Source organism: Mycobacterium sp. 852002-51613_SCH5001154, from assembly GCF_001667425.1.
GTDB lineage: Bacteria > Actinomycetota > Actinomycetes > Mycobacteriales > Mycobacteriaceae > Mycobacterium.
Window position 1 is genome coordinate 1 of the sequence record NZ_LZII01000056.1, and the last position, 23,178, is coordinate 23,178.

Annotated in this window: 25 protein-coding genes and 1 pseudogene; 12 read left to right on the forward strand and 14 right to left on the reverse strand. The window is 66.6% G+C overall.

Annotated features, from left to right (window positions below):
* A pseudogene (locus A5750_RS26635) lies at positions 1-111 on the forward strand (cutinase family protein); the annotation flags it as partial.
* A 12-nt stretch (positions 112-123) separates the two neighbouring features.
* Here the strand turns inward: A5750_RS26635 and A5750_RS15370 are convergent.
* The 3 genes from A5750_RS15370 to A5750_RS15380 are packed head-to-tail and all read right to left on the reverse strand — an operon-like array spanning position 124 to position 2,187.
* On the reverse strand, positions 124-891 hold the full coding sequence (locus tag A5750_RS15370; protein WP_067263904.1) for an Rv3717 family N-acetylmuramoyl-L-alanine amidase: 768 nt from the start codon (positions 889-891) through the stop codon (positions 124-126).
* Positions 892-907: 16 nt separating this feature from the next.
* Positions 908-1,564, reverse strand: coding sequence for an enoyl-CoA hydratase-related protein (locus A5750_RS15375; RefSeq protein ID WP_067263907.1), 657 nt, complete (start codon positions 1,562-1,564; stop codon positions 908-910).
* Positions 1,561-2,187, reverse strand: coding sequence for a TetR/AcrR family transcriptional regulator (locus tag A5750_RS15380; protein WP_067263910.1), 627 nt, complete (start codon positions 2,185-2,187; stop codon positions 1,561-1,563). Before A5750_RS15380 ends, A5750_RS15375 begins: the two co-directional genes overlap by 4 nt.
* Before the next feature lie 119 nt (positions 2,188-2,306).
* Between A5750_RS15380 and A5750_RS15385 the strand changes: the two genes are divergently transcribed.
* From A5750_RS15385 to A5750_RS15395, 3 genes are all read left to right on the forward strand, one after another.
* Complete coding sequence (locus tag A5750_RS15385; RefSeq protein WP_231989216.1) at positions 2,307-2,516, forward strand: three-helix bundle dimerization domain-containing protein; 210 nt, start codon at positions 2,307-2,309, stop codon at positions 2,514-2,516.
* A gap of 69 nt (positions 2,517-2,585) precedes the next feature.
* Complete coding sequence (locus A5750_RS15390) at positions 2,586-3,002, forward strand: DUF6636 domain-containing protein (protein WP_066956751.1); 417 nt, start codon at positions 2,586-2,588, stop codon at positions 3,000-3,002.
* A 60-nt stretch (positions 3,003-3,062) separates the two neighbouring features.
* Complete coding sequence (locus tag A5750_RS15395) at positions 3,063-4,232, forward strand: acyl-CoA dehydrogenase (RefSeq protein WP_067263913.1); 1,170 nt, start codon at positions 3,063-3,065, stop codon at positions 4,230-4,232.
* Here the strand turns inward: A5750_RS15395 and A5750_RS15400 are convergent.
* Positions 4,229-4,786 carry a TetR/AcrR family transcriptional regulator gene (locus A5750_RS15400; protein ID WP_067263915.1) on the reverse strand — a complete coding sequence of 186 codons (558 nt, stop codon included), beginning with the start codon at positions 4,784-4,786 and terminating at the stop codon, positions 4,229-4,231. The two genes, A5750_RS15395 and A5750_RS15400, sit on opposite strands and share 4 nt — an antisense overlap.
* A 228-nt stretch (positions 4,787-5,014) precedes the next feature.
* Here A5750_RS15400 and A5750_RS15405 point away from each other — a divergent pair, with 228 nt between their 5' ends.
* Both A5750_RS15405 and A5750_RS15410 read left to right on the forward strand, forming a co-directional pair.
* Positions 5,015-6,268 carry a hypothetical protein gene (locus A5750_RS15405; protein WP_369829489.1) on the forward strand — a complete coding sequence of 418 codons (1,254 nt, stop codon included), beginning with the start codon at positions 5,015-5,017 and terminating at the stop codon, positions 6,266-6,268.
* 116 nt (positions 6,269-6,384) lie between these two features.
* On the forward strand, positions 6,385-7,233 hold the full coding sequence (locus A5750_RS15410) for an SDR family NAD(P)-dependent oxidoreductase (protein WP_067263918.1): 849 nt from the start codon (positions 6,385-6,387) through the stop codon (positions 7,231-7,233).
* Here the strand turns inward: A5750_RS15410 and A5750_RS15415 are convergent.
* Positions 7,230-8,177: an SMP-30/gluconolactonase/LRE family protein gene (locus tag A5750_RS15415; protein WP_067263920.1), complete on the reverse strand. Its 948-nt coding sequence runs from the start codon at positions 8,175-8,177 to the stop codon at positions 7,230-7,232. The genes A5750_RS15410 and A5750_RS15415 overlap by 4 nt on opposite strands.
* 159 nt (positions 8,178-8,336) lie before the next feature.
* Between A5750_RS15415 and A5750_RS26125 the strand changes: the two genes are divergently transcribed.
* Positions 8,337-8,759, forward strand: a complete 423-nt coding sequence (locus A5750_RS26125; protein ID WP_067263922.1) for a hypothetical protein — start codon at positions 8,337-8,339, stop codon at positions 8,757-8,759.
* 209 nt (positions 8,760-8,968) lie between these two features.
* Positions 8,969-10,534, forward strand: a complete 1,566-nt coding sequence (locus tag A5750_RS15425; protein ID WP_067263924.1) for a serine/threonine-protein kinase — start codon at positions 8,969-8,971, stop codon at positions 10,532-10,534.
* A 134-nt stretch (positions 10,535-10,668) separates the two neighbouring features.
* On the opposite strand, the gene A5750_RS15430 is transcribed toward A5750_RS15425, so the two are convergent.
* The gene (locus tag A5750_RS15430) at positions 10,669-11,121 is read right to left on the reverse strand and encodes a VOC family protein (protein ID WP_067263927.1); all 453 of its coding nucleotides are present in this window, start codon (positions 11,119-11,121) and stop codon (positions 10,669-10,671) included.
* 84 nt (positions 11,122-11,205) lie between these two features.
* On the opposite strand from A5750_RS15430, the gene A5750_RS15435 reads away from it, so the two are divergent.
* The 3 genes from A5750_RS15435 to A5750_RS15445 are packed head-to-tail and all read left to right on the forward strand — an operon-like array spanning position 11,206 to position 14,618.
* Positions 11,206-12,459 (forward strand): cytochrome P450, encoded by a 1,254-nt coding sequence (locus A5750_RS15435; protein WP_067263931.1) that lies wholly within the window; start codon positions 11,206-11,208, stop codon positions 12,457-12,459.
* Positions 12,460-13,620 (forward strand): S9 family peptidase, encoded by a 1,161-nt coding sequence (locus A5750_RS15440; RefSeq protein ID WP_067263934.1) that lies wholly within the window; start codon positions 12,460-12,462, stop codon positions 13,618-13,620.
* Complete coding sequence (locus tag A5750_RS15445; protein ID WP_067263938.1) at positions 13,617-14,618, forward strand: tocopherol cyclase family protein; 1,002 nt, start codon at positions 13,617-13,619, stop codon at positions 14,616-14,618. The genes A5750_RS15440 and A5750_RS15445 overlap by 4 nt, the downstream gene beginning before the upstream one ends.
* Here A5750_RS15445 and A5750_RS15450 read toward each other — a convergent pair whose 3' ends face one another.
* The 8 genes from A5750_RS15450 to A5750_RS15485 form a co-directional block, all read right to left on the reverse strand.
* Positions 14,619-16,052, reverse strand: a complete 1,434-nt coding sequence (locus tag A5750_RS15450) for a serine/threonine-protein kinase (RefSeq protein WP_067263941.1) — start codon at positions 16,050-16,052, stop codon at positions 14,619-14,621.
* A gap of 78 nt (positions 16,053-16,130) precedes the next feature.
* The gene (locus A5750_RS15455; protein WP_067263945.1) at positions 16,131-16,481 is read right to left on the reverse strand and encodes a hypothetical protein; all 351 of its coding nucleotides are present in this window, start codon (positions 16,479-16,481) and stop codon (positions 16,131-16,133) included.
* A 120-nt stretch (positions 16,482-16,601) separates the two neighbouring features.
* Positions 16,602-17,015 (reverse strand): hypothetical protein, encoded by a 414-nt coding sequence (locus A5750_RS15460; protein WP_156659729.1) that lies wholly within the window; start codon positions 17,013-17,015, stop codon positions 16,602-16,604.
* Positions 17,016-17,060: 45 nt separating this feature from the next.
* Positions 17,061-18,278 carry a hypothetical protein gene (locus tag A5750_RS26380; protein ID WP_231989218.1) on the reverse strand — a complete coding sequence of 406 codons (1,218 nt, stop codon included), beginning with the start codon at positions 18,276-18,278 and terminating at the stop codon, positions 17,061-17,063.
* 2 nt (positions 18,279-18,280) lie between these two features.
* The gene (locus A5750_RS15470) at positions 18,281-18,577 is read right to left on the reverse strand and encodes a hypothetical protein (RefSeq protein ID WP_231989219.1); all 297 of its coding nucleotides are present in this window, start codon (positions 18,575-18,577) and stop codon (positions 18,281-18,283) included.
* Positions 18,578-18,696: 119 nt separating this feature from the next.
* Positions 18,697-19,833, reverse strand: coding sequence for a serine/threonine-protein kinase (locus A5750_RS15475; RefSeq protein ID WP_067263949.1), 1,137 nt, complete (start codon positions 19,831-19,833; stop codon positions 18,697-18,699).
* A gap of 141 nt (positions 19,834-19,974) precedes the next feature.
* On the reverse strand, positions 19,975-21,804 hold the full coding sequence (locus A5750_RS15480; RefSeq protein WP_231989221.1) for an alpha/beta fold hydrolase: 1,830 nt from the start codon (positions 21,802-21,804) through the stop codon (positions 19,975-19,977).
* Positions 21,804-22,427, reverse strand: coding sequence for a TetR/AcrR family transcriptional regulator (locus A5750_RS15485; RefSeq protein WP_066956797.1), 624 nt, complete (start codon positions 22,425-22,427; stop codon positions 21,804-21,806). Before A5750_RS15485 ends, A5750_RS15480 begins: the two co-directional genes overlap by 1 nt.
* Before the next feature lie 84 nt (positions 22,428-22,511).
* On the opposite strand from A5750_RS15485, the gene A5750_RS15490 reads away from it, so the two are divergent.
* Entirely contained in the window at positions 22,512-23,162 is a 651-nt protein-coding gene (locus A5750_RS15490) for a polysaccharide deacetylase family protein (RefSeq protein ID WP_066956984.1), read from the forward strand.
* Positions 23,163-23,178 lie beyond the last annotated feature (16 nt).

A 23,178-nucleotide genomic window follows, 5' to 3' on the forward strand; every position in this document is an offset into this window, starting at 1 on the left:
ACCTACGCCGACGACGGCGCCATGATCGACAAAGGCGTCGCCTTCGCCTCCAGCCACCTCGACGCGGGAACCGCTGGGGCGCCTGTGGTCCGGGGCTTCTCTGGCGGCTGAGCGACCGCTCGGCTACTGTTGGCCGGCTTTGGCGTTCAGGTAGCCGACGATTCCCTGGGTGACCGCGGCGGCGTACCTCGCCCGGCCGTCGGGGCTTTGCATCCGCGCGGCGTCGTCGGGGTTCTTCATGTTGCCGAGTTCGACGAGCACAGCCGGGTACTGGGCGAGGTTCAGGCCCGCGAGGTCATCCCGGCCGTACAGTCCGCCCGAGCCGATGTAGTTGGCCGGCTGGAAACCGGCCTGCACCAAGGCGTCCCGCATGGTGTTGGCCAGCTGGACGGCCGGGCCGGATTGCACCTCGTTCAAGGGCGGGCTCGAATAGTTGACGTGGAATCCACTGCCGGACGCGGGTCCGCCGTCGGCGTGGATGCTCACGATCGCGTCGGGGCGCATCGCGTTGGCCGCCGCGGCGCGCTGGTCCACGCAGGGGCCGACCGAACTGTCGTCGCCCCGCGACAGTTGGGTGCGGACGCCCATTCCGTTGAGCGACTCGTTGATCAGCGCCACGACCGCCCAGGTGAACGCGTGCTCGGGATAGCCGTCGTTGGTGGCGGCGCCCGACGTCTGGCACGCCTTGGTTCCGCCCCGGCCGTTGGGCACCTGCTGGCTGATGGACGCGTCGTTCACGGCGTTGTGGCCCGGGTCGAGGAAGACGGCCGACCCGGCGACGCCGGCGGCGGCGCGGGGAGCGGTCATGAGCCCGGCGCCGAGCAGCGCCGGCGCCAGTCTCAGCGCGTCGCGACGGGAAACGGGTCCCAGCCGCCCGGGGTGGTCACGCATCGCGCGATGGTAGCAATCAGACGTCGGTCAACGCCCGGGCCGCTTCGCGGAACATGGTCTGCTTGATCGCACCGAGGGTGCCGGGGTCCTTGCCGCCCAGCGGGCGCAGCAGGTCGGTCGCCGCCGCGGTCACCTCGCCCTCGGCGGCGGTCGCATCGACGATGCCGAATTCGGCTGCCTCTTCCCCGCCGAACCGTCGCCCCGTCGTCATTGAGGCCACCGCGGCGCGCGGCGTGAGCTTGGCCTGAATCAGCGCGGCCATGCCGTCGGTGAACGGAATCCGGATGTCGACCTCGGGGAAGCAGAAGAATCCGCGGTCGCCGCGCATCACCCGCACGTCGTGGGCCATGGCGAGCATGGCGCCGGCGCCGAAGGCGTGCCCGGTCACCGCGGCTGCGGTCGGCATCGGGAAGGTGAGGACGCGGGCGAGCAGGGCCTGCACCCGGGCGACGTAGCTCTGGGTCTGGTCGGAGTGGGCGCCCAGCCAGTCCAGGTCCAGCCCGTTGGTGTAGAACTTGCCGCCCGCGGTGGTGACCAGGCCCTGGGCGCCGGCCTGCTGGATTTCGTCGAGCTGCTCGTTGATCGAGTCGAGAAACTTTGGGGAGAACCGATTCTCGTCCTCGCCGAGGTGCAGCACCGCGATCTTGTCGTCCCAGCTGAATGTCGGGGTCATGGCGTGTCCTTCTCTTTGGTTGTGCGCCGGGGCTCCCCGACGTCGAGCACGGCACGGACCGCGGCGCGCAGCCGCTCCCGCGCGTCGGGATCTTTGATCCTGTTGCGGCGCAATAGGATCGCGGTCGGCAGATCGACGATGCAGGTGGTGATGACGTCGACGGCCGCGGCGTCCTTGCGGTCCCACAGGCGGCGGGCCAGCCGAATCATGGTCTCCACCAGCAGCCGGTCGAGGTCGCGCAGCTGCGTCGCGATGTCGGGCGGCGTCTGCGGGCCCAGCAGCTCGTCGCGGCGGACGGTGAGCAGCAGCTGCGACGACTCCGGGTAGCTTTCGGCGAAGACGGCGGGCGCCTCGGCCGCCGCCACCACGGCGGCGACGCCATCCCCCTCGGGCGCCGCGTCGATCAATTCGCTTTGCGCGCTGAGGAATCGGTGCCCGGCCCGCAACCAGGCGCGCCCGACGAGTCCCGCCCGCGAACCGAACGTGTGGTACAGCGCGCCATTGGAGACCCCGATCGCGTCGCCGACGGCTCTGATCGTGACCGATGCCGGCCCGGACCGCACGGCCAACCGTTCGACGGCATCCAGGATCTGGTCCTGATCGTGAACACGTGGCCGGGGCATTCCGGCATAGTAACAGAGCGGCCGCTCTGTTACGGGCGTGCGGCCAGTTCACGGGATCGCAGCACCGCCTTAACGCGAAATCCGTTTGACGGCGAACGCCGATCGGGAACCCCCCGCTCATGGGTAAGGTCACGCAGGTCAACGAAGAGATGCTGTTGGCGGACATCGAGCGGCAACTGGTCGACGAGTTCCCGCAAGTCCCATCGGAGGTCGTCGACGCCCTCGTCCGCGAAGAGCATGCCCGCTTCACGCACAGCCGCGTCCGCGATTTCGTTCCGCTGTTCGTCGAGAAACACACGCGCGAGCAACTGCGGATCCGGTCCAACTGAGGAAACGCCTACCGGCAAGATTCTCGGCTTTCCGCCCCGAGCGAGCGGATCAGCGCCTAGGCTCAGCAAATGATTCGGCAGGCGCTCGTCATCGGCGCGATGGTTGCGGCGGCCACCGGTGCGCCCGCGATCGCACGCGCCGACACCCTGAACTTTCAATCTCCGTCCGGGAACATCTACTGCGTGCTGGACAGCGCCTTTGTCGCCTGCGACATCAGCGACTTCGACTACCAGCCACCGCCACCCCCGGAGTGCGGCAAACACCTCGCCTGGGGTAACCGCTTCGTCCTTACCCAGGGTCAACCGGCCGCCATCCACTGTCACGGCGACACCCTGCGCGTCGCCGGCGAGCCGACACTCGACTACGGCCAGACCAAGTCCGCCGGGACGATCAGTTGCGACAGCGAGCCGTCGGGCATGACATGCACCGACAGCAGCACCGGGCATTACTTCCGTGTGTCCCGGGATTCCTACGATCTGGGCTGAGAGCCGTTCTCCTCGAACCTCTTACGTGACCGTACAAAATAGTATGGTACGGTCGGCGCCATGTCTGCGGTCGACACTCGCCCGACGTACGGGATCACCGACGACTTCGTCGCCCGGCTCGCCGAGCGCGCCGACGAGGCCGAGCGGCTGCGCCGGCTGCCCGCGGCGACGGTCGCCGAGTTCCGGGATACCGAGCTGTTCCGGCTGTTGCTCCCCTCTCGCTTCGGGGGCATCCAGGCGTCGTTTCCCGAACTGCTGGAACCGATTCGGCGCATGGCGCACGGGTGCGCGTCCAGCGCCTGGACGCTCGGCTTCTACGCCCTACACAACTGGATGCTGTCGCTATTCGACATGCAAGTCCAGGAGGAGGTCTTCGCCTCCGGGCCGGTGCTCGCGCCCGCTCCCCTGGCCCCGACCGGGCGCGGTACCCCGGCCGACGGCGGGGTGCGCCTGACGGGCCGCTGGTCGTGGGCCACGGGCGCGATGGACGCGGATTGGGTGATGGTCGGGGCGCTGATCGAGCGGCCGGACCGCATCGATCCCGCACTCGTGCTGGTGCCCGCCGACCAGGTCGAGGTCGTCGACACCTGGCAGACCGCCGGGATGCGGGGCACCGGCTCCCACGACGTCGTCGTCACCGACATCTTCGTTCCGGAACATCGCACGGTCGCGGTGGCCGACATCTATGGCGGAACGGCGCCGGGGGCGAACGCGCATGGGGTGCCGACGTACCGCTGGCCGATGGTCCCCGCGCTCGCGCTGGTGGCGTCGATGCCGGTGCTCGGCGCCGCCGAGCGGGTGACCGAGCTGTTCGCCGAACGGCTGGGCGGGCGCGTCCTGGCGTACAGCGGTGCGGCGCAAAAGGATCAGCCCGCCGCCCAGATCCGGCTGGCGAGTGCGCGGGTGCGGTTGCGGGCTCTCAGGGCGCTGGTCGACGAGACGGCCGGCGGGATCGACCGGATGGTGGCCGCCGGCGAGCGGGTGCACCGATCGGTGCGGGCGGAGGCGCGGCTGGCGGCCGCCCACACGGTGCACGAGAGCAAGGCAGTGATTGCCGATTTGCTGGACGCCTCCGGCGCCAGCGCGCAATTCCTGTCGAATCCGTTGCAGCGCTTCAAACGCGACGTTGACATCGCGGCCGGGCACGTGGTGTTCGACTACGACGTGAGCCGAGAGTTGGCCGGCGCGTTGGCAATTGGCGCCAAGATCTCCCCCATCGCGATGGTCTAGTCCTTGAGCATCAGCTCGAGGAAGCGTTCCCCCTGCGCGATCTGTTGCGCCTGCTGCGCCGAACCGGCCAGGTGCAGCAGCCCGATGCCGGCGGCGAACGTCAGCTCGGCGCGCAGCTTGGCGTTGTCCGGGGTGAAGCCGTAGTCGCTGTAGGCCTTGGTGACGGAGCGAAGCAGGCGCCGGTCCGCCGCGCGGATATTGGCGGCCGCGGCCGGGTCGGTGCGGGCCCATTCGCGCATCGCGCGTTCGAGCGTCCAATGCCCCGGGCTGGTCAGCGCGGTCATCATGGCGGACAGCCGTTCTCGCGGTGGCAGCGCGTCGAGCTCGGCCAGTGACTGCCGGTCCTTCTCGAGGAAGGTGTTCCACGATTCGACCAGCGCGGCCCGGTAGCTGGCCATGTCCCGGAAGTGCCAGTAGAAGCTGCCCCGGGTGACGCCCGCCTGCTGGCACAGGCGCTCGATCTTCAGGGCGCGCACCCCCTGCTCGGCGAGCAGCGTGTAGCCGGCCTGCAGCCAGTCCTCCACGGACAGACGCGGGGGCTTGCGCGCGGTCACAGATGAAGGTTACGGGGGACGCTTTCGGGCGCGGATCCGTCCGTCATCAGGGGCCCTGCGTGGGTCCGGGTGAACTCCTACCCAACACCTGGCAAAGCTGAGCGGTCAGCCGAACACATGGGTGTAATGTCCGGGTTTGCTAGCCGACAAATTCCTGTTAACTCTTGGCACGCTTGCTGGGATGCCGAAGGATCAGGAGGTGCCGTGAGCACAGCCGAGGTGTCCGACCTGTCGGCGACGATCGATAACGACGATGTCGTGGTGGCATTCCAGGACGAATCCCTGCTGTTGGGCGGCGACCCTGCCGCGGTGGAGTCCTATCTGATGCGGCTGCGCGCGACCGCCGGCCACGCCATGCGCGTCGCCGGCATCGACAGTGCCTCGCTCGCGAACGCGGCGATCGCCGGGCTGGCTTCGTTCCTGGCCGACTCCGGCAAGTACGTGCAGTTGCAGCGCGACACCGTGGACGCGTTGAGGGAAGGCAACCTCGTTCCCCTCAGCGACGGCATCTTCCGGCTGACCACGGGCGCCGATGCCGGCGAGCTCCTGGCCCAGCTGCAATGGCGACCGGAGCTGCTCGGCCCGGAGGTGATGCTGTCGGCGCAGATGATCGCGGTGCAGGTGGCGTTGAAGTCCGCGGTCGCCGAGGTCGAAGACGCCGTGCGGCGGGTGGAGGACAAGGTCGAATCGGTGCTCGAAGTCGCCCGCGCGCAGCGCGCCGGCGACGTGCTGGGCACCAGCCTGACCATCTCGCGGATGGTCGACTCGTTAGACAAGTACGGGTCGCTGCCCGATGCCTACTGGGATTCGGTGGCCATGCTGGGGCCGGCGCTCAACGTGACCGTCGAGCAACTACGCAACCACGTGAGCCGCATCCTTACGTCTTTCGATCATGAGCTGCCCGTGCAGCAGCGCGCCGGAAAGCTGCGAAATGCCATCAGCGAGAACCGGCTTGGCGACACCCTGAGCCTGCTGGTGATCGCCGAGGAGGCGCTGCACAAGTGGCAGCGGTTGAACCTCGCCCGCATCGAGGCGAAGGAGCCCGAGCAGCTGCTGCGCGCGATCGACGAGGCTCGCGAGCTCGTCGACCATCATCTGCGTGAAGACCTCGACATCTACCGGAGCGCGAAGGAAATCCTCGACCAATTCGGGAAGACGGCGGCCATCGACGGCTTCCGGTTCTGGGCGGTACGCGAACTGGCCAAGCAGCGCGGCGCCCTGCGCGACGAGCTCGACCGCTTCGCCGCGGCCCGTCAGCACCAGGTGGATACCTGGGAGGACTTCCACATCCCGAGCGTGCTCGACGCCGCCCTGGCCACCCTCGAAGCCGTCGGAAGCGTGACGGGCCGTGTGCTTGTGGCTGCCGGCCGGGGGGTCGTCTACCTGGGCGGGCAGGTAGCGGGCCCGTTCCGGGGCAAAGGTAGCGATGAACCCCCTCAGGCGAGCGGCCCTGAACTCGAGGAACACCAGTCCGCGTCCTGACTGGGCACAGTGCGTCGTCATTGACTGTGGTCGGGGCTGCCTCGATACTCCACCAGTACCGCCGTAGACCATCAACGGCTCGCGGCTAAAGTGCTTGGCGCGCAGAGGAGGTCGACGTGATCGATTTGGGGCTATCCGGCAAGCGCGCGGTGGTGTCGGGTGCGGGCTACATCCCGGAGCGTGCGGGCCACGGCTGGTTCACGTCGTTGGCCCTGGCCGAAGCGGGCGCCTCGGTGGCCTGCATCGATATCGACGAGCAGCGCGCGGAGCACATTGCCGGCGAGATCGTCGGCCGGGGCGGCACTGCCGTCCCGATCGTCGCCGACATGACCGACCCCGTGCAGGTTGGTCGGGCGATCGATGACGCCGTCGCGGCGCTAGGCGGTGTTGACGTGTGCGTCGACATCATCGGTGGTGCGACCTGGTCGAAGGTCGAGGACTTCACTACCGAGCTGTGGGGCGCGGCGATCCACTACAACCTGACCCAGGTGTTCTACCTCTTTCAGGCCGCGGCCAGGTACATGATCGGCCAAGGCAGCGGTGGATCATTGGTCGCGGTCGCCTCTGTCGACGGCATTGCGGCGGCGACCTACCACGCCGCCTACGGCGCCGCCAAGGCCGGCGTCATCTCGCTGGTCAAGACGTTCGCAGATGAACTGGGCCGCTATGGGATTCGCGCCAACGCGGTCGCGCCGGGCAATGTGGGTTCCGGCAACGAGGATCAGCCGCCGAACGAGTACGCCGTCAACGGAATCAATCCGCTGGCGGCGCCCCGCGCGCACGACATCGCCAACGCCGCGCTGTTCCTGTCCTCCGAGCTGGCCGCCCGCGTCACCGGCCAGACCCTCGTCGTCGACGGCGGTGCCATGATTCGGCAGCTGTGGGGGCTAGGCGAGTCGATGATCCCGGCCAACCCGGACGATGCGCTGCCGGACTTCATGAGGCCCGGGCCGTCGGACGGCTAGCGCTGGTGAATCAGCGGCAGCCCGGGAAGCGAGCTTCTGCCCTTGAGTACGTAGGGGGTTTGGATCGAACCGATGTAGATGTCGCGCATGTCCTGTCCGCCCCAGGCGATGCTGGTCGGGCCGTTTAAGAGCGCTCCGTCGGGATCTTCCATCACGGTTGTCGCCGTGCCGTCCGGGCGGATCGCCACGATCCTATTGGCGAGAACCAGTGTGACCCAGAGGTTTTCCTCGGCGTCGAACGCGCATCCGTCGGCCATCCCCCACCGGCGGCCGACCTCCTGGTCGGCCAGGAATCGGCCATGGTCGGGGCCGAACTCGTCGGGACGCCGGTCCCCTAGCGACGGGCCGAATCGCTCTGGCGGTCCGAGTGTTTCGCCTTCGATCGGGAATCGCACCACGTCGGCGGCCACCGTTCGGACCACGTAGAGGTAGTCCTCGTTGCGGTCGAGCGCCATGCAATTCGGGAAGTTCACCGCGTCGGCGACCACTTGCGCCGATTGGCGATCCGGTGCGACCCGAATGATGAACCCATCAGCGGTGCCGCGCGCGATGGTATCCATGAGGTCGTCCGCCACCGTGCTCACCGAACACCACAGGGCGCCAGTCGAATCCACCAGGACGAAGTTCAACCACCGCAGCGGGCGTCCGTCGAGTTGTCCACTGAGGATGGTCGTGATCGCGCCGGTCACCGGGTCGAGATCCTGCAGCACTCCCAGGCCCCAATTGGCGATCAGGAAGTGGCCGTTGCCGTCGAGCGCAATACCGTTCGGCTCGCCGCCCGCCTGCCCGATGTGCCGAACGGTGCGCTCATCGATGAGTTCTGCGACGGCAGAACCCTTGTCGGAGGCGAACACCCGGCCGTCGGCGGCCACCACAACGTGCTCTGGGCGATCCACGCCACGCCCGACGGCGCGCAGACTGGTGACGGCGGGGGTTTCATCCATGCTGGGCAGTATCCGCTCGCTAAAAAGCGACGCCCTCCGCGGTCCATGCCGGTGAGGTCCATATGTCAGGACGCGCGCTAGAGACGAGATCAGCTCGCCGGATCTGATTCCCGTGATTTTCACGATCAGGAGGCGGAATCGGGCTAACCTCGCGGTGCTATGAGCATCGACGACGAACTCAACACAGAGTTGGGCCGCTACGGCTACAAACTCGACACGTCTGCCCTTCAGGGTGGCGCCTACCAGGTCACTCGCCTCGACGAGTACGCCGGCTACTCGGCGACGTTCAATGATGTCGAGGGCGTCCGGACATTTCTCCAGCGTCTTGCCGAGAGCGACAACCTCTGGTGCATCCATCTCGACCACGGCAACGTCGACGTGAATCGGTCGACGGGCGAGGTCACCCCTCGCGATGGGGGGCCGTTGTTCAACCTGAACGACTTACATCCCGATGAGTGGTCAGGCGCTTCCGATGAGGCTCCCCGGGCTATCAGCGTGGCCGCTCTAATGACAGCGCATCAAATCTGTATCAAGTCCAATTCTCGACCGCCGTATGGGGGATTGTGGTTCAAGCGGGTCTAAGGGCGACAGCAAACCATCGTTCATGCGATTGACCCGGGTCGTCCTTTCATTGATCAGATGTCGAATAAGACGAGAAAACGCCGTTTTGTCCACTCCAGCGCTGCCGTCCGAACCTTTATCGCATAAATCCAACTCATCCTGGGCAAACTGCTCTGTAACGGGAGTCAATTGGACGGACACTGTTCGCAGCGAAGAGAAGGAAGTGTGCTGTGACGTCACTCCTAGGCGGAACTTTTGGGCGGTACGAGATCCGGCGGCTGCTCGGCCAGGGCGGAATGGGTGAGGTGTACGAGGCATACGACACCAAGAAAGACAGAACAGTCGCGCTCAAGTTACTCACGGACCGGTATGCCGACGACGAGACATACCGTGCGCGATTTCTGCGCGAGTCCCATGCCGCAGCAGTCCTGCAGGAACCGCATGTCATCCCCATCCACGACTGGGGAGAGATCAACGGCGTTCTGTACATCGACATGCGGTTGGTACGCGGACAGACATTGCACGACATGCTCGAGAAGGGCCCCCTCGAACCGGAGCGAGCGACCGACATCATCCTTCAGATCGCGGCGGCGTTGGACGCTGCCCATGCTGAAGGACTAATCCATCGCGACGTCAAGCCCCAGAACATCATCGTCACGCGCGACGATTTCGCATACTTGGTCGACTTCGGTATAGCCGAAGCCAAGGGCGACACGCACCTGACGATGGCCGGGTACCAGGTCGGCACCTTCGATTACATGGCCCCGGAACGATTCGGCGACGGGGAAGTGACGGCGTCGGTGGACATCTACTCGCTGGCCTGCGTCCTGTACGAGGCGCTGACCGGCGCGAAGCCGTTCCCGGCGCACAGCGCCCAGCAGGTCATTGGCGCGCATATCTCGTCGCCACCGCCACGACCGAGTGCCGTCAATCCACGGGTCCCCGCAGCCCTCGACGAGGTCATTGCGCGCGGAATGGCAAAGGACCCCGACGACCGCTACGGGAGCGCCGGCGCCCTGGGACGCGCCGCCAAGCGCGCACTGTCCGCAGAACCATCTGGCGCGCCACTCGCGGACACGCTGCTTGCGCCCCGACAAATCGGTGCGCCTAGTAGCTATCCGCCGTTCAATGCCCAATACGCCTATCCTGCAACGGGTCCGACGCCGACAGCCAACGTTGACCAAGGACGCTCAAGGCAGTTCGTCGTGGGGGTCTCTATCGGGGTAGCGGTGGCTTTGGTGGGCGGCGTCGGTGTTGTCATCGGCCTTCTCGCGCACCGGGACTCCAACAACTCGGACTCGCCGCCGTCGTCGCTGGTGCCTTACACCAATCCCGTGACGAGCTCATACCCTACTGAATCTTCCTCGGCGACGAACCCTGCCCAGGGTCCCCCCAATACAGCGACATCCGCGCCGCAAGACCCTGTTCAGGAGCTCCGCCAGATCGCGAATGACGACCGGCCCTGGGTAAGCGCGCAACTCGCGGACCACTGGGTGCCGCAACTCAGTTCCAAGCGTCCCGGGGTCTTCGACAACGGCCATGTGTGGGACAACGCAATGACCCTCCAAGAGCACCTTCAGCTGAGGCAGCGGTACTCGAACGTGCGGCTGCTGTGGTCCGGCGACTGGACGACATTCTCAGCGACGGATTTCTGGGTCACCGTGGCCGGCGTTACTTTTGGCGACTCCGGCGGTGCGCTGGCGTGGTGTCGGAACCAGGGATTTGATCGGGACCACTGCGCAGCCAAGATCATCAGTACGACGCATCCCGTCGCAGGAAGCACGGCCTACAACTGATTCGGTCATTAAGTTGCGATGCCGGACATGAGCAGGACGGCTCGAATCCGCGACGTACGGATTATGAGTCCTTGGCCAGCGAGGATGGGGCCAGGTCAAGCAATTAGCCGCCGCCGGAACTCGACGAACGCGTCTTAGGGCCGTGGCGGCAACGCCGACAACCACGCATCCGATAGCAACTCAAGCAGCTGCCCATCCGGATCGCGAATCATCGCCATCGCCTCGGTCGCCGTCCCGTCGACCACGGCTCCCCCGAACTCCTCGACCTTTCCCAACGCGCCGGCAAGATCGGACACCGAGAACGAGATGTGTGTCAGCCCAATCTGATCCATCACGCGCTCCGACCCGGCGTGAACTTGACGCTTCGAGTAGTCCATCAGTTCGAGCACAAAGTCGTCGCGCACCAAGTAGGTCGCATGCACCCCGAGCGGCTCAGGGAGCTGCACAAGCTTGGCGGTGGGGCCGTCTGGCGGATCGAGCTCCCACCAGAACTGAAACCCCAGCACATTCTCGTAGAACCGCCGCGACCGCTCGCGATCGGAGACGCACAATCCGACGTGGTTGAAGGTCGTCCGGTGACTACTCATCGCGGCCTTTCTCGACAGAACCCACGAGCGTAATAATGCAAAGATAGTGTAAAAAGCACCTCGGCACGGTGGAGGACCGACCCGATGACAACCCGCCCCGACGTCACCGACGACGCCGTAGTCGACTTCGACCATCACTCCGACGCGTTCAACCTCAACGAGCTGGCCATCAATGCCGAGCTGAGACAAGGCTGCCCGGTCGCTTGGAACACCAACTACGGCGGCTTCTGGTTCCTCAGCAGCTACGACGCGGTCAGCCAAGCGGCGCGCGACGGCGACACCTTCGCCCACAAATACGAGCCCGACGCCGACGACGGCGTCGACTACCAGGGCGAGATGGGCGTCCCGCGGCCTGAGGGTCAGCCGGCGCTGGGCATCGGCGAGGTCGACGGCCCCTACCACCTAGCCCTCCGGCACGCGCTAGCCCCGTTCCTGTCCCCCGGCGCCGTCCAGAAACTCAAGCCGTTCATGGAACAAAAAGCCCATGAGTTCCTCGATCAAAAAATCGAGGACGGACAGATGGACCTCGTCCTCGACTACGCCAGCCCGGTCCCCGCCATCCTCACCATGAAGCTGATGGGCCTGCCGCACGACAACTGGCACCTCTACGCCAACCTGTTCCACTCCGTCATGGCCGTCCCGCAAGACAGCCCCGAGTACCTCGACGCCATCGCCAAAGTCCCCGCCATGATGCAAGAAGTCCTCGAGTACGCGGCGAGTAGACGAGCCAAACCGGAAGACGACCTGACCAGCTTCCTCATACAGTTCGAATTCGACGGCCGGCGCCTCACCGACGAACAGCTGCTCAACATCCTCTGGAACCTCATCGGCGGCGGCGTCGACACCACCACCTCCCAGACCGCGCTCACGCTCCAATATCTGGGCACTCACCCGGCCCTCAGACAACAACTCATCGACCACCCCGAGCTCTACCGCACCGCCACCGACGAATTCCTGCGCTACTTCTCGGTCAACCAAACCCTCAGCCGCACAGTCACTCATGACGTCGAACTCAACGGCCAACTCCTCCGCAAAAACGACAAAGTCGTCATCAGCTGGCTCTCCGCCAACCACGACGAAAAAGAATTCCACAAGCCCGACGAGATCATCCTGGACCGAACGCCCAATCGCCACCTCGCCTTCGGACTCGGGCCGCACCGCTGCATCGGCTCACACCTGGCGCGGCTCATGTCCGAGGTGATGGTCAGGGCCGTCCTCGACCGCATCCCCGACTACCAAGTCGACGTGCAAAACGTCCAGCAATACCTGGGAAACCCGAGCATGACCGGCCTGGGCACGCTGCCGGTCACCTTCACTCCCGGAGCGAAGCGAGGCTAGATGCCCGCCAACCCGATCACGCAAATGCTCGGTCCGTTCACCCGGACCGGCGGCTTCTACGCCCGCTCGTGGGGCACCTACCTGGATCGCCAGCCCGACGAGCTACCGGTGGCCCGCCCCACCGTTGCGCTCGCGGCACAGGCATTCCGCGACGAAATCCTGCTGGCCGGCTTCAGCCTGCTGCGTCGAGCTCCCGACGCGAAAACCCTCGAACGGATCGACAGCGAAGTGCTTGCCGCACAAGAGTTCTACGGAGACAAGGGCTGGCTCGACAATGCCGAGGGGTTCTTTGCCCCGCCCCCACCCCCCACCGACGTGACGGTCAAGCGCGTCAGCAGCATGGGACGCAACTACGAGCGGCTGTCCTTCGACAGCGAGTACGAGCCCCATGAAGGCGAACCGGGCCGCGAACGGTGGTGCAGCTACACCGGCAACAACCGCGAATACGCCCTGATGTTCCGGCACCGCCGGCCGCGGCCCTGGCTGATCTGCATCCACGGCGCCGAGATGGGACGGGCCGCGCTCGACCCCATGCTGTTTCACGCCTGGCACCTGTATCGGGATTTCGGCCTCAACGTCGCGCTTCCCGTGCTTCCCATGCATGGCCCCCGAGCAAGCGGCGGCCCGAAATTCCCCAGCGAGGACGTGCTCGACGACGTCCACGGCGCCGCCCAGGCGGTCTGGGACATCAGGCGACTCACCGCCTGGATCCGCGCGCAACAGCCCGACGCGGCAATCGGGGTCAACGGCATCTCGCTCGGCGGTCTGATCTCGTCGCTGGTCGCCAGCCTCGACGACGGCCTCACCTGCGCGATCCTGGGCGTGCCGGCCGTCGACCTGGTGAACCTGGTCGGCCGCCACGCCGGCCTCAGCGGCCACGCCGCCCTGCGCCACACGATGAACTCGGCCAAACCCCTCGGCCGGATGATCTCTCCGCTGTCACTGACCCCGCGCGTGCCGAAAAAAGGCCGCTTCATCTACGCCGGCCTCGCCGATCGCCTGGTGCACCCGCGCGACCAGGTCACCCGGCTTTGGGAGCACTGGGGCAAGCCCGAAATCCAGTGGTACCCAGGCGGTCACACCGGATTCTTCCGTTCGCGGCCGGTGCAGCGCTTCATCGACGACGCGCTCGTGCAGTCGGGGCTGGCCGACAAGACATGACCACCTCCTACCTGCGATGGATAGCGGCGAGCGCGACCAACCCACTGGTCCATGCCTATCGGCGCACCGGTGCCGACGTGCCCTTCGGCGATCCGGTGCCCTCACACGGGACAGAAATGGAGGGCTGGTTCTGGCGCCTGACTGATGCCGCCTCGGGTCGCGTGGTCGTCGCGCTGTGCAGCGTGAACCGGAATCCGGACGGGGACTGGGCGACCGTCGCGGTCGCGCTGCATCCCAGCGACGTAGTGCGCTCGGCGGCCCTGGACGGCGCCCACGCCGAATCGTCCACCTTCTCCGTGCACGCCGGGACCGCTCCCGACTGCCGACTGGCGGCGAGCACCGATCGGCTCACGATCGACCTCGACAGCATCCACCTCGACTTGCATTTCACCGATCCGTTCAACTGGCCCAAGGCCTTTGGCGGAGGCGGCGTCTTCTCTTCGGTCCCCTTTCTCAACCAATACTGGCATCCCTACCGACTCGGCGGAAAAGCCACCGGCACAGTCAAATTCCGTGACCGCACGTGGTCGTTCACTGACGCCCGGCTCTACACCGAACGCAACTGGGGCGCGGGCTTCCCCGAGCGCTGGTGGTGGGGTCAGGCACACGATTTCGGCGACGCCGACGTCTCGGTGGCGTTCTCAGGAGGGCTGCTCCAGCTCGGCCCGATCCGCAGGGACGTCACCGGAATCGTCGTGCGACTCGGCGACCGCGTCATCCGGGTCACCCCGCCGGCGCCCGTGCGCTCGGATGTCGGCGACGGACGCTGGACCGTGTCAGCTCGCACACCCCGCTACCGCATAGAGCTGGACGGAGACGGCACCCGCGCGGAACCGCACGTCTTGCCGGTGCCGCTGCCCGCGCAGCGGCGCAACATCGACACCGACTTCGAGCACCTCGCGGGCCGATTGCATTGCAGGGTGCGGGAGTTCGGCCGCGTAATCTTCGACGGCACCTGCGAGCTGGCCGGCCTGGAGATCGGCAGCCGGCCGGCGTGATTACGATGCCGTCGCGTACTGCAGCACCGGCTCCGACGAATCGACGTGGCTGCCGCTGATGATCCGGAGCCGATTCGGGCGCACCTCGTAGACGACGCCGTCGACCGGGTTGGTGACGTCGAACCCGTCCCCCACGCGCTCCGCGTTGGACAGCTCGATGTGCGCGCCGTCGCGGATGCGTTCGCCGCGGTAGTAGTAACTGCCGCTGAGGTTTTGGCACACCACGGCCAGCGACTTGGCGGTCCGCACCACCGCCGCCGGCGGGTTCCCCGGGTCGCAGCGGGCCGTCTCGCCGACGAACCCTAACCCGTCGGCACCTCGCACCGGAGCAGACAGCGTCGGCGTCTTCGGCGGCGGTGGGCTAGACGGCGGGGGCGAAGGCTTCGAAGCGGCCGGCGGCGGCGAGCCGCCGCTCGTCAACGCAGATACCAGCGCCACGATCAGCCCGGCGATCACCAGGACGACCGCCGCCCCGATCCCCACCAGCGGCGCCCGGCCATCCAACACGGGTCGGCGCGGCGCCGGCGGCGAAGGCTCAACGGGCGGATACGGGCTGTAACCGGTGTCGTCCGGGTTCGGATAGACCGCCTCGAACGGCCGGGTGCCAAGGGGCCCAGCGCCAACGCCGGCCGCGACCGGCTCGTACGCCGCGTTCACGGCCTCGCTGGCCGCCCGGGCGAGTTCACCCGCGGACGCGAACCGCGCCGCACGTTGTTTGGCCATGCCGCGGGCGACGACGTCGTCGAAGGCCCGGCCGACGCCGCGGCGCATGATGCTGGGCCGAGGCGCCGGCGACAACATGTGCACACTCTTCAGCTCGTCCGGGTCCGTGGCTTCGAACGGCGGATGCCCGGTGAGGCACTCGTAGAGCAGGCAGGCCAGTGAGTACACGTCGGTCTCCGGTCCCACCCGGCCCGTGGTGAACCGCTCAGGCGCCATGTACACGCGCGAAGGGTCGGCATGCCCGATGCCGAAGTCGACGAGACTCGCGAAGTGATCGGGGGTCAGCAACACGTGTTCCGGCCGGACACCCAGGTGCACCAGCCCGGCAGCGTGCGCGGCGTCCAGCGCCCGCGCCACCTGCGCGACGATCGACGCGGCCCGCGGCGGCTCCAGCGAACCGCGCTCGCGCAGCAGGTCCTTGAGGCTGCCGCCCTCGACCAGCTGCATGTCGACGTAGGAAACCCCGTTAATCGAACCGAAGTCGTGCACCGGGATGACGTGGGGCTCCTGCAACCGCGACGCGATCCCGCACTCGTGCCGAAAGCGTTGCTGGAAGCCGGGTTCCGCGGCCATCTCGGCAGGCAGCAGCTTGACAGCGACTATCCGGTCCCTAACCGTGTCGTGTGCCCGGTAGACCTCGCCCGTCGCGCCCGCGCCGATCAGCGATCGCAGCTCGTAGGGCCCGAACCGGGTGCCAAGCCGCGAAGTCAATGGGCAGTCCTTTCGCTAGGTCGTAGAGGTCCAGCCGTCCGGGTTCCCGAATTGGGCGCCGACCTAACGTGCGGCGGCTCACGCGTGCGGCGGCACCGGGCACCAGAATAGGCCGCAGTTGAAGTTGGGCGGGCCGGCCGGCGGCACCCGCGGGGTGGCGTTGATCGGGCCGCTCGGCCGCCCGTAGACGGCGCCGGTGTCGGCGTCGACGACGCCGCGGTAGTCGTAGTAGTAGATGTGGCACACGCCCATGTCCCAGCTGATGAAGTTGTCCGGGACGCGCTCGCCCGGGCACCACTTGCCGCAGGTGTGCCCGGCCGGGCAGTTCCCGCCAACGTGGCCGTACGGGTCGGCCTGCGCGACGCCCGCCGCCAGCCCCGCGCCGATGCCGGCGGTCAGCAACGCGCCGGCCATCCACTTCTTGTTCATGCCGTAAGCACACAACGGCCGGCTGGCTACCGATCCCATATCGACCTCAGCCGCCGTGTCCGCCTTTGTGTTTGTTGCCCGGGAACGGCGGGGACAGCGCTGACCGCGCTAACGGTCGAACTACTGCCCGCCTTTCAGCGACTCGGCCACTTTTTCGCCGTCGGGTGTCAATTGGAACCAGACCGCCAGATCCCACAGCGTGGGCTCGTCGTAGTGGCCGACGAAAAGATCGCGAAGGCGCTTCATGGCGGCATCGATCGAGAGATCCCAGGGCACCACTCGTTCATCAGAAGCGCCGAGTATGTCTCCGATCTTCATGAGGCCGTCGTCGAGCAGGGATCGAATCGTGCGCAGCACCAAGTTTTGCTCATCCTCGACGGTATCGGCGAGGTGGTGACGTCTCATGACGGATGTGACCTGCGCCATCGGGACACACATTGCCAGCCCGTCGAGCAGCAGCTCCTTACGCAGGAACTCTTCGGCGTTAATTCCCGGCTTGTTGTGCCCTAGATGCCGGTCATCAGGCTGGATCATCATTTTCTCCGACGTAGCAGTTCTTTAGGTTGTTAGCTTCGGTCATCATTCTTGTGGGCCTTCGAATTCTTCGGGAATCTCGCCGAGAAGCGGCCATTTGTGGTCCAAAGTATGCGGAATATGGATGGGGTGCGGGCCCGTCGCAGGGGAGTTTGGGGGCAGCCCGCCGAAACCTGGCATTGCGCCCCCACCCTCTGGGGTGCCTGGGGCGGGTTTAATAGCGGGCGGAGCTTCGACGGGCGCACGGACCGGTGCCTGCGGGGTGACAGCAGGTTCTCCGGACGCAGGCGGGCCAGCAGGACGCGGCGGGGAGGGCGCTATTTCTGGTACCCCACCTCTCGGATTGATGTGAACTTTTGTATAGCCACCGTGACCGGGAATGTTGATGTCAACAACTGGTTTTCCGTTGGACTCGGCGGTCCAGCGCTGCCCGATCGTCGTGCCGTCAGGTAGCCGGTATCGAATCCCTTTGCCGGGGTCGCCGTACCCGTTCGGCATTTCGACCCCGTGCTGTTTGGCCCATTTCCACAAGTTCTCGAGATCTTGCGGCGAACGCACTTCCCTGACGTCTGGTCGATCGCCAACAGGCAGTTTCTCAAGCACCCGACGGATATCGTCACCGCTGGGGCCGCCGGTAGGCCCGGGATTCGGTCCGCCGTTGCCGTCTTGTTTCCAGACGCGGTCGACGGCGTAGACATGGCGATTTTGGGCTGGCGGAGGGGCGATAGAGGCGGGAGGTTGCGGGAACGTGTCGCGGATTCCGGCCACCGCGGCGGTGATTTTGCTGGCGACTTGCTGATCCAGGCCAACCAGTTGCGTGGCGCTTTGGCGGATTTCGCCGGCGAACGCCTGTGCTGCGGCGCGCCGCGCGGCCCGCTCCGCGGCTGACCCGCCACCCATGCGGTCGGTGACCGAAAGGTCCTCGCCCACTTCGAAACCCGCTGAACGAGCATCATCTACCGCGTAGCGAACTCGGGATCGGGCCGCATACAAATCCGACGCCCCGCTGCGAGCGACCCGGGTTGCCGCCTGTAGCTGGTCGACTGCTGCGCTCGTGGCTTGCAGGTCGGCATGCATCGCACGACGCAACGCGTCGGCGGCTTCGCCGCGCCAATCGACCGAGGCGGCGTCTCGCCAAACCTGATGGGCGACAACATAGCTACGCTCACCAACGGCGTCCCAGTGAGCGGCCGCCTCGGTGAGATGGTCGGTGGGCCAGGCTAACAGTGCCGACAGATTAGGAGCCCCGCCAACCGCCGCCATCGCTACACGCTGGTCACCGGCGGAGCTACCGCAGCGAGGTCGGTGGCAGATTCAGCTTCATTGGCAATGTAGCGCGCATCGGCTTGACCGACGCCGATGGCGCGTGCACGCACCCGACCGGCCAGCCCTGCGGTGAACACCGCGACATCAACGTGGGCACCGTTGACGGCGGCCGCGCTGGGCTGATAGGACAACAGCCCCGTTGGCGCGGCCGTGCCGTCCAGACCATCCACCAATGCACCCCAGCGGGCCGCCATAGCCCCGACACCGGCGCTGTCCACACGCATCGTTTGCCGCACAGCGCGAGCGTAGGCTGCACGTCACGCGCCTGCCAGTCACTCAGATGCCCCTGTTGCCAGGCAAAATCAAGCCGCCCAAACGTCGGGGTTACCCCGCCGTTGAGTGAAGAGTTTTCAAGTCAGCCGCCGTGCCCGCCTTTGGGCTTTTTGCCGGGGTGACCGGGTGGGGGCGGTGGCGCCGGTTCCGCGGTGCCGCTGGGTGTGGTGGTGGCGGTGGTCGTCGGCGGCGTCGGCGTGGTGGTGGTCGTGGTCGGCGTCGGCGGTGGCGCCGAGAACGGCGGATCGATGGCCAACAGGGGCAGCGCCAACAAGAACGCGGCAACGATCGCCGCGATCCACCACTTGCGCCGCGGAGCGTCCGGCTCCGGGGGCGCACCGGCGGGTGTGTAGGTCAGCACGGCGGCCGGCGGCGCCTCCATCACCCGGGTGCCAGTGGGCATCGCTGCTGGGGCAGTGCCGGTCAGCGCGGCGCGCATCGCGCCCGCCTGGTCGAACCGCCATGCCGGGTCGCGCGCCATCGCGCGTTCGATCGCGGCGGCCAGGGGCGGTGGAACGTCCGGGCGCAGCGCGACCAGCGGCGGCGGTGACGTGTGCAGGATTGCGCGTGCCAGCGCGCCCAGGTCCTCCTGCGGGAACGGGCGCCGCCCGGTCAGCGCCTCGTAACCCACCACGCCTACGGCATACAGGTCGTCGAACGCCGTGGCCGGATTGGACGTCAGCCGCTCGGGACTCAGATACGCCATGCTGCCTACGACTTCACCCGCCCTGGTGTAGGCGGCACCGGACGTCTTGGCGATGCCGAAATCGGCGAGCTTGGGTTCGCCGGCGGCGGTGAACAGGATGTTGCCCGGCTTGACGTCGCGGTGCAGGATGCCGGCGCTATGCGCCTCGGCAAGGGCGTCGAGAACACCGTCGAGCACGACGTGCACGAACGCCGGTGGCAGCGGCCCGCGAGCGATGTGGTCGGCCAGCGACACCCCCGGTAGCCGCTCCATGACGATGAACGGCAACCCGTGGTGCTCGCCGATGTCATGGACCACCACGACGTGCCGGCCGGTCAGCCGCGCCGCCGCGTGCGCCTCCGTTTCGAACCGCAACCGGCTGTCCGGCCGGTCGGCCACCCCGGGATAGAGCAGCTTGATGGCGACGGGCCGGTTCAGCCTCCGGTCCCACCCCTCACGCACCTCGGCCATCGCGCCCCGCCCCAGGACGCCACGCAGCTCATACCGACCGTCGCCAAGAAGCCCGCCCGGCACCAGAGGCACTTCGTTACTGCCCTGGCCGCGGTAAGACTGGGTTCCTTGGAGGTCCGTGTCGATCTCCTGTCGGAAAGCTGACTCCCTGCTGGTTCGGGATAACCACCCAATCCGAAATCGAAACCCGCTACTCGACAGGCGTTAAACAGCGGCGTCCTGCGCCGGTTTTTGGGCGGCCCCGGCGTACTCGCCGACGAAACCGTTCCCCAACCACCACCTGGGCTCGGTGTGCTCGAAGATCTCCTCGCCCAGGGCGCGAGTGCGCACCGACCGCTTGACCGGAAACGGATTCATCCCCGACTTGTATTCGACCCCGACCATGGCTGGGACGGCCGGCCGGCCACGCCGGGGCAGCAGCTCGAAGCCGGCGTCCTGGAGCATCGCGTTCAACTCGGCCGGGCGGGGGAATCGCCGAAAGTCGTGGTTCGGCTTATGCAGGCCAAACACGAACAGCGGCCCGATCGTGACGAAACACAGCCACGTGCACAGGTTGCGATCCGGTGCGACATAGAACATCCGGCCGCCGGGCTTCAGCGCGCGAAAGACGCTGTCCATCAGGCGGCGGTGCTCGGTGCAATGGTCAAGCACTCCGTGCAGGTAAACAAGGTCGAACCGGTTGGCGCCCAACACCTCCGGGTTACGGGCGTCGCCGACGACGAAGGTCACACCGGCCTTGTCGCCAAAGCGGTTGCGGGCCGCGTCGATCGACTTGTAGTCAACGTCGATGCCGACGATGTCCCATTCGCCCAACTCCGGATATCGTTCGAGCAACCCCGCGATCGCCCCGCCGCCGCCGCAGCCGACCACGGCCATCGCCGGGCGTTGACCATTCGCCGCCGGAAGGTAGTCACGCAGGAAGTCCCACGCGGCGTAGTCGATTTCGCCGACGAGCTCGGCGGTGAAGCGCCATTGATCGCTCACCTCGGCGTTGGAGAAGTAACGGACCCCGCGCTCGATCGTGCCGTTACTGATCCGCATCAGCACGCGATCGATGATCGAATAGTGGTATTCGGGCTCGCCCGCCCCGTCGTTGACCCGTTCACGATCGAGAAACTCGAAGTAGCTCCGCTCTTCGGATTCGATGGGCGCCTGCCATGATTGGGCCTTGCCGAGCACCCGCTCCCGAATCCACGAGTCGATCACGCGACAGTAGACGCCGGTGTCGAACAACATGAGCTGATGGCCCCCACCGGGCATCATGAAGAAATCCTTGGTCCCGCCGATCCGTTCGAAGCAGGATCGGCAGTGCTCGACACCGACGATTTCGTCGTGCTCGCCGCAGGCGATCAGGACGGGTTTGGTGTTGGCGGCGGCGGGTTTTGGCGGCACATAGTTGAACACCGAGTGATAGCTCTTGAACCCGTACGACCAGACGTACAGCGGGTCCTTCTTCTTGATGCCCAGCAGTCCGGGGTCTTCCTGGTAGGCGGCCTTGAAGTCGATGACCCGCCGCAGCGGGACCCGCAGCCGATCGCCGACCTTCTCCGCCGCGAATTTCGCGAGCCGTGACCGGAAGAGCCGGATCGGCAGACTCATTGGCGCCTCGTGGTTGAGCAGGATGTTCATGCACACCCCAGCGGCCACGGCCGGGCACGCGTCGAGAGCGTGGAATGCGACTTCCCCGCCCTGGCTGGCGCCGTGCACGACGACGGGCAGGGACGTGCGCCGTGCGGCGTAATCGGTGACCGCCCTGGTGTCTTCGAGGAAGGCTTCGAAACTGAACACACCCGGCTCGCCCTCGGTGCGGCCGTGCCCGGTCAAATCGAAGGAATAGACCGCCGCGCGGTAGTGGCGGCGCATGTGCTCGGCGAACGCGTCGTAACTCTCGCTGTTGCCGGCGGTGCCGTGCACCAGCACCAGCACATAGTCGGCCTTCTCGTTGTCGTAGCGGCGCACGAAGATTCGTTTGCCTCCCGAGCCGGTCACCGCGTCTTCGACCATCGGCGGCACTGCCTGAATGGTGGTGTTCATCAGCTCGTCGAATCCAATCTCTCGGTGAAGCGGGCGGCGATCATCTCGGCGAAGGCGTCGAAGTCGGCGCGGAAGCCTGAAGTGTCGGCGACGAACGGGCGCTGCATCGACATGCCGAGCAGCACGATTTCGCAGAGACGCACCGCCTCGTCGATCGACCGCTGCGGCGCCTGGTCACCGGCGATGGTGCGCAGCAGCTCACCCAACTGCCGCCGCTGGGTATCGCGATAGTCGACATACGCGGTCCGCAGGAACTCGTTGTGGTTGGCCGCCGCGGCGAACTCGACCATGAACGTGACCGCGTCGATGTCGTCGATGAACAGCGTGTACAGCAGGCCGGCCGCCTCGCCGAGGCCATCCCGCACGGGCGGTCCCTGCGACAACCGGGCCGCCGCCGCGGCGAACATATTCTTGGCCATGTCGTCGATGGCCGCCTGGAAGAGCTTTTCCTTGGTCTCGAAGTGGTAGTGCAGCAGGGTCTGCGAAACGCCGGCCTTCGCCGAGATCAGCTTCATCGAGGACTTCTCGTAGCCGTACGCACAGAAGCAGCGCATCGTCGTCTGCAGGATGCGCTGCCGGGTGTCACCGGCGGTTTCCCCAGTCTTCGAAATCGCTTCGGTCAACCTCGACTCGTCTCGTCGCTTCCGAATAAAGTTACTGCCTGATCGATCAGTCAGGCAAGGACCAGCGCGATACTCTTTGAAGTGATGCGACCAAAAATCACGTTGACCTTCGACAACGGCCCGACCCCCGGTGTCACGGATCGGGTCCTCGATGCCCTCGCTCAGCGTCAGATGTCCGCCATCTTCTTCGTCGTCGGTGAGAGGGTTTGCTCCCCGACGGGACGCCGGCTGATCGAGCGCGCGGTGAGCGAGGGCCACCGGATCGGCAATCACTCCTTCACCCACGGCCGACCCCTTGGCGAGCTCTCCGCGGCGGAGACCCTTCACGAAATCGGCAGCACGCAAGAGATTTTGGACGAGTTCAACGATGCCGATCGCTACTTCAGGCCGTGGGGAACCGAGGGCGCGCTCGAACGACGCTGCCTGAACCAGACGGCGGTCGACTACCTCATCGCGGAGAAGTACACCTGCGTCCTGTGGAACAGCGTCCCGCGCGACTGGGACGACCCCAGCGGATGGGTCGACCGGGCGCTCGCCGATACCCGTAACCATGAGCACACCGCGGTCGTACTGCACGACCTGCCCACCGGCGCGATGGAGCGACTACCGAGATTCCTCGATGAGCTCGGCGATTCCGGCGTAGAGGTCACCACCGACCTCCCCGACGGCTGCGTGCCGATCGTGCGCGGCCGGATGCGAACCCCCATCGATCACCTCACGGCGGCGATAAGGTGAACCGGAGGGAGGCCCA

Excerpts from the sequence above, each read along its gene's own strand:
- A5750_RS15430 (WP_067263927.1), bottom strand. The coding sequence starts at position 11,121 with ATGAGTAGTCACCGGACGACCTTCAACCACGTCGGATTGTGCGTCTCC.
- A5750_RS15390 (WP_066956751.1), top strand. The coding sequence starts at position 2,586 with ATGATTCGGCAGGCGCTCGTCATCGGCGCGATGGTTGCGGCGGCCACC.
- A5750_RS15455 (WP_067263945.1), bottom strand. The coding sequence starts at position 16,481 with ATGAACAAGAAGTGGATGGCCGGCGCGTTGCTGACCGCCGGCATCGGC.
- A5750_RS15490 (WP_066956984.1), top strand. The coding sequence starts at position 22,512 with ATGCGACCAAAAATCACGTTGACCTTCGACAACGGCCCGACCCCCGGT.
- A5750_RS15445 (WP_067263938.1), top strand. The coding sequence starts at position 13,617 with ATGACCACCTCCTACCTGCGATGGATAGCGGCGAGCGCGACCAACCCA.
- A5750_RS15480 (WP_231989221.1), bottom strand. The coding sequence starts at position 21,804 with ATGAACACCACCATTCAGGCAGTGCCGCCGATGGTCGAAGACGCGGTG.
- A5750_RS15395 (WP_067263913.1), top strand. The coding sequence starts at position 3,063 with ATGTCTGCGGTCGACACTCGCCCGACGTACGGGATCACCGACGACTTC.
- A5750_RS15375 (WP_067263907.1), bottom strand. The coding sequence starts at position 1,564 with ATGACCCCGACATTCAGCTGGGACGACAAGATCGCGGTGCTGCACCTC.
- A5750_RS15370 (WP_067263904.1), bottom strand. The coding sequence starts at position 891 with ATGCGTGACCACCCCGGGCGGCTGGGACCCGTTTCCCGTCGCGACGCG.
- A5750_RS15460 (WP_156659729.1), bottom strand. The coding sequence starts at position 17,015 with ATGATCCAGCCTGATGACCGGCATCTAGGGCACAACAAGCCGGGAATT.
- A5750_RS15440 (WP_067263934.1), top strand. The coding sequence starts at position 12,460 with ATGCCCGCCAACCCGATCACGCAAATGCTCGGTCCGTTCACCCGGACC.
- A5750_RS15435 (WP_067263931.1), top strand. The coding sequence starts at position 11,206 with ATGACAACCCGCCCCGACGTCACCGACGACGCCGTAGTCGACTTCGAC.
- A5750_RS26125 (WP_067263922.1), top strand. The coding sequence starts at position 8,337 with ATGAGCATCGACGACGAACTCAACACAGAGTTGGGCCGCTACGGCTAC.
- A5750_RS15385 (WP_231989216.1), top strand. The coding sequence starts at position 2,307 with ATGGGTAAGGTCACGCAGGTCAACGAAGAGATGCTGTTGGCGGACATC.
- A5750_RS15380 (WP_067263910.1), bottom strand. The coding sequence starts at position 2,187 with ATGCCCCGGCCACGTGTTCACGATCAGGACCAGATCCTGGATGCCGTC.
- A5750_RS26380 (WP_231989218.1), bottom strand. The coding sequence starts at position 18,278 with ATGGCGGCGGTTGGCGGGGCTCCTAATCTGTCGGCACTGTTAGCCTGG.
- A5750_RS15415 (WP_067263920.1), bottom strand. The coding sequence starts at position 8,177 with ATGGATGAAACCCCCGCCGTCACCAGTCTGCGCGCCGTCGGGCGTGGC.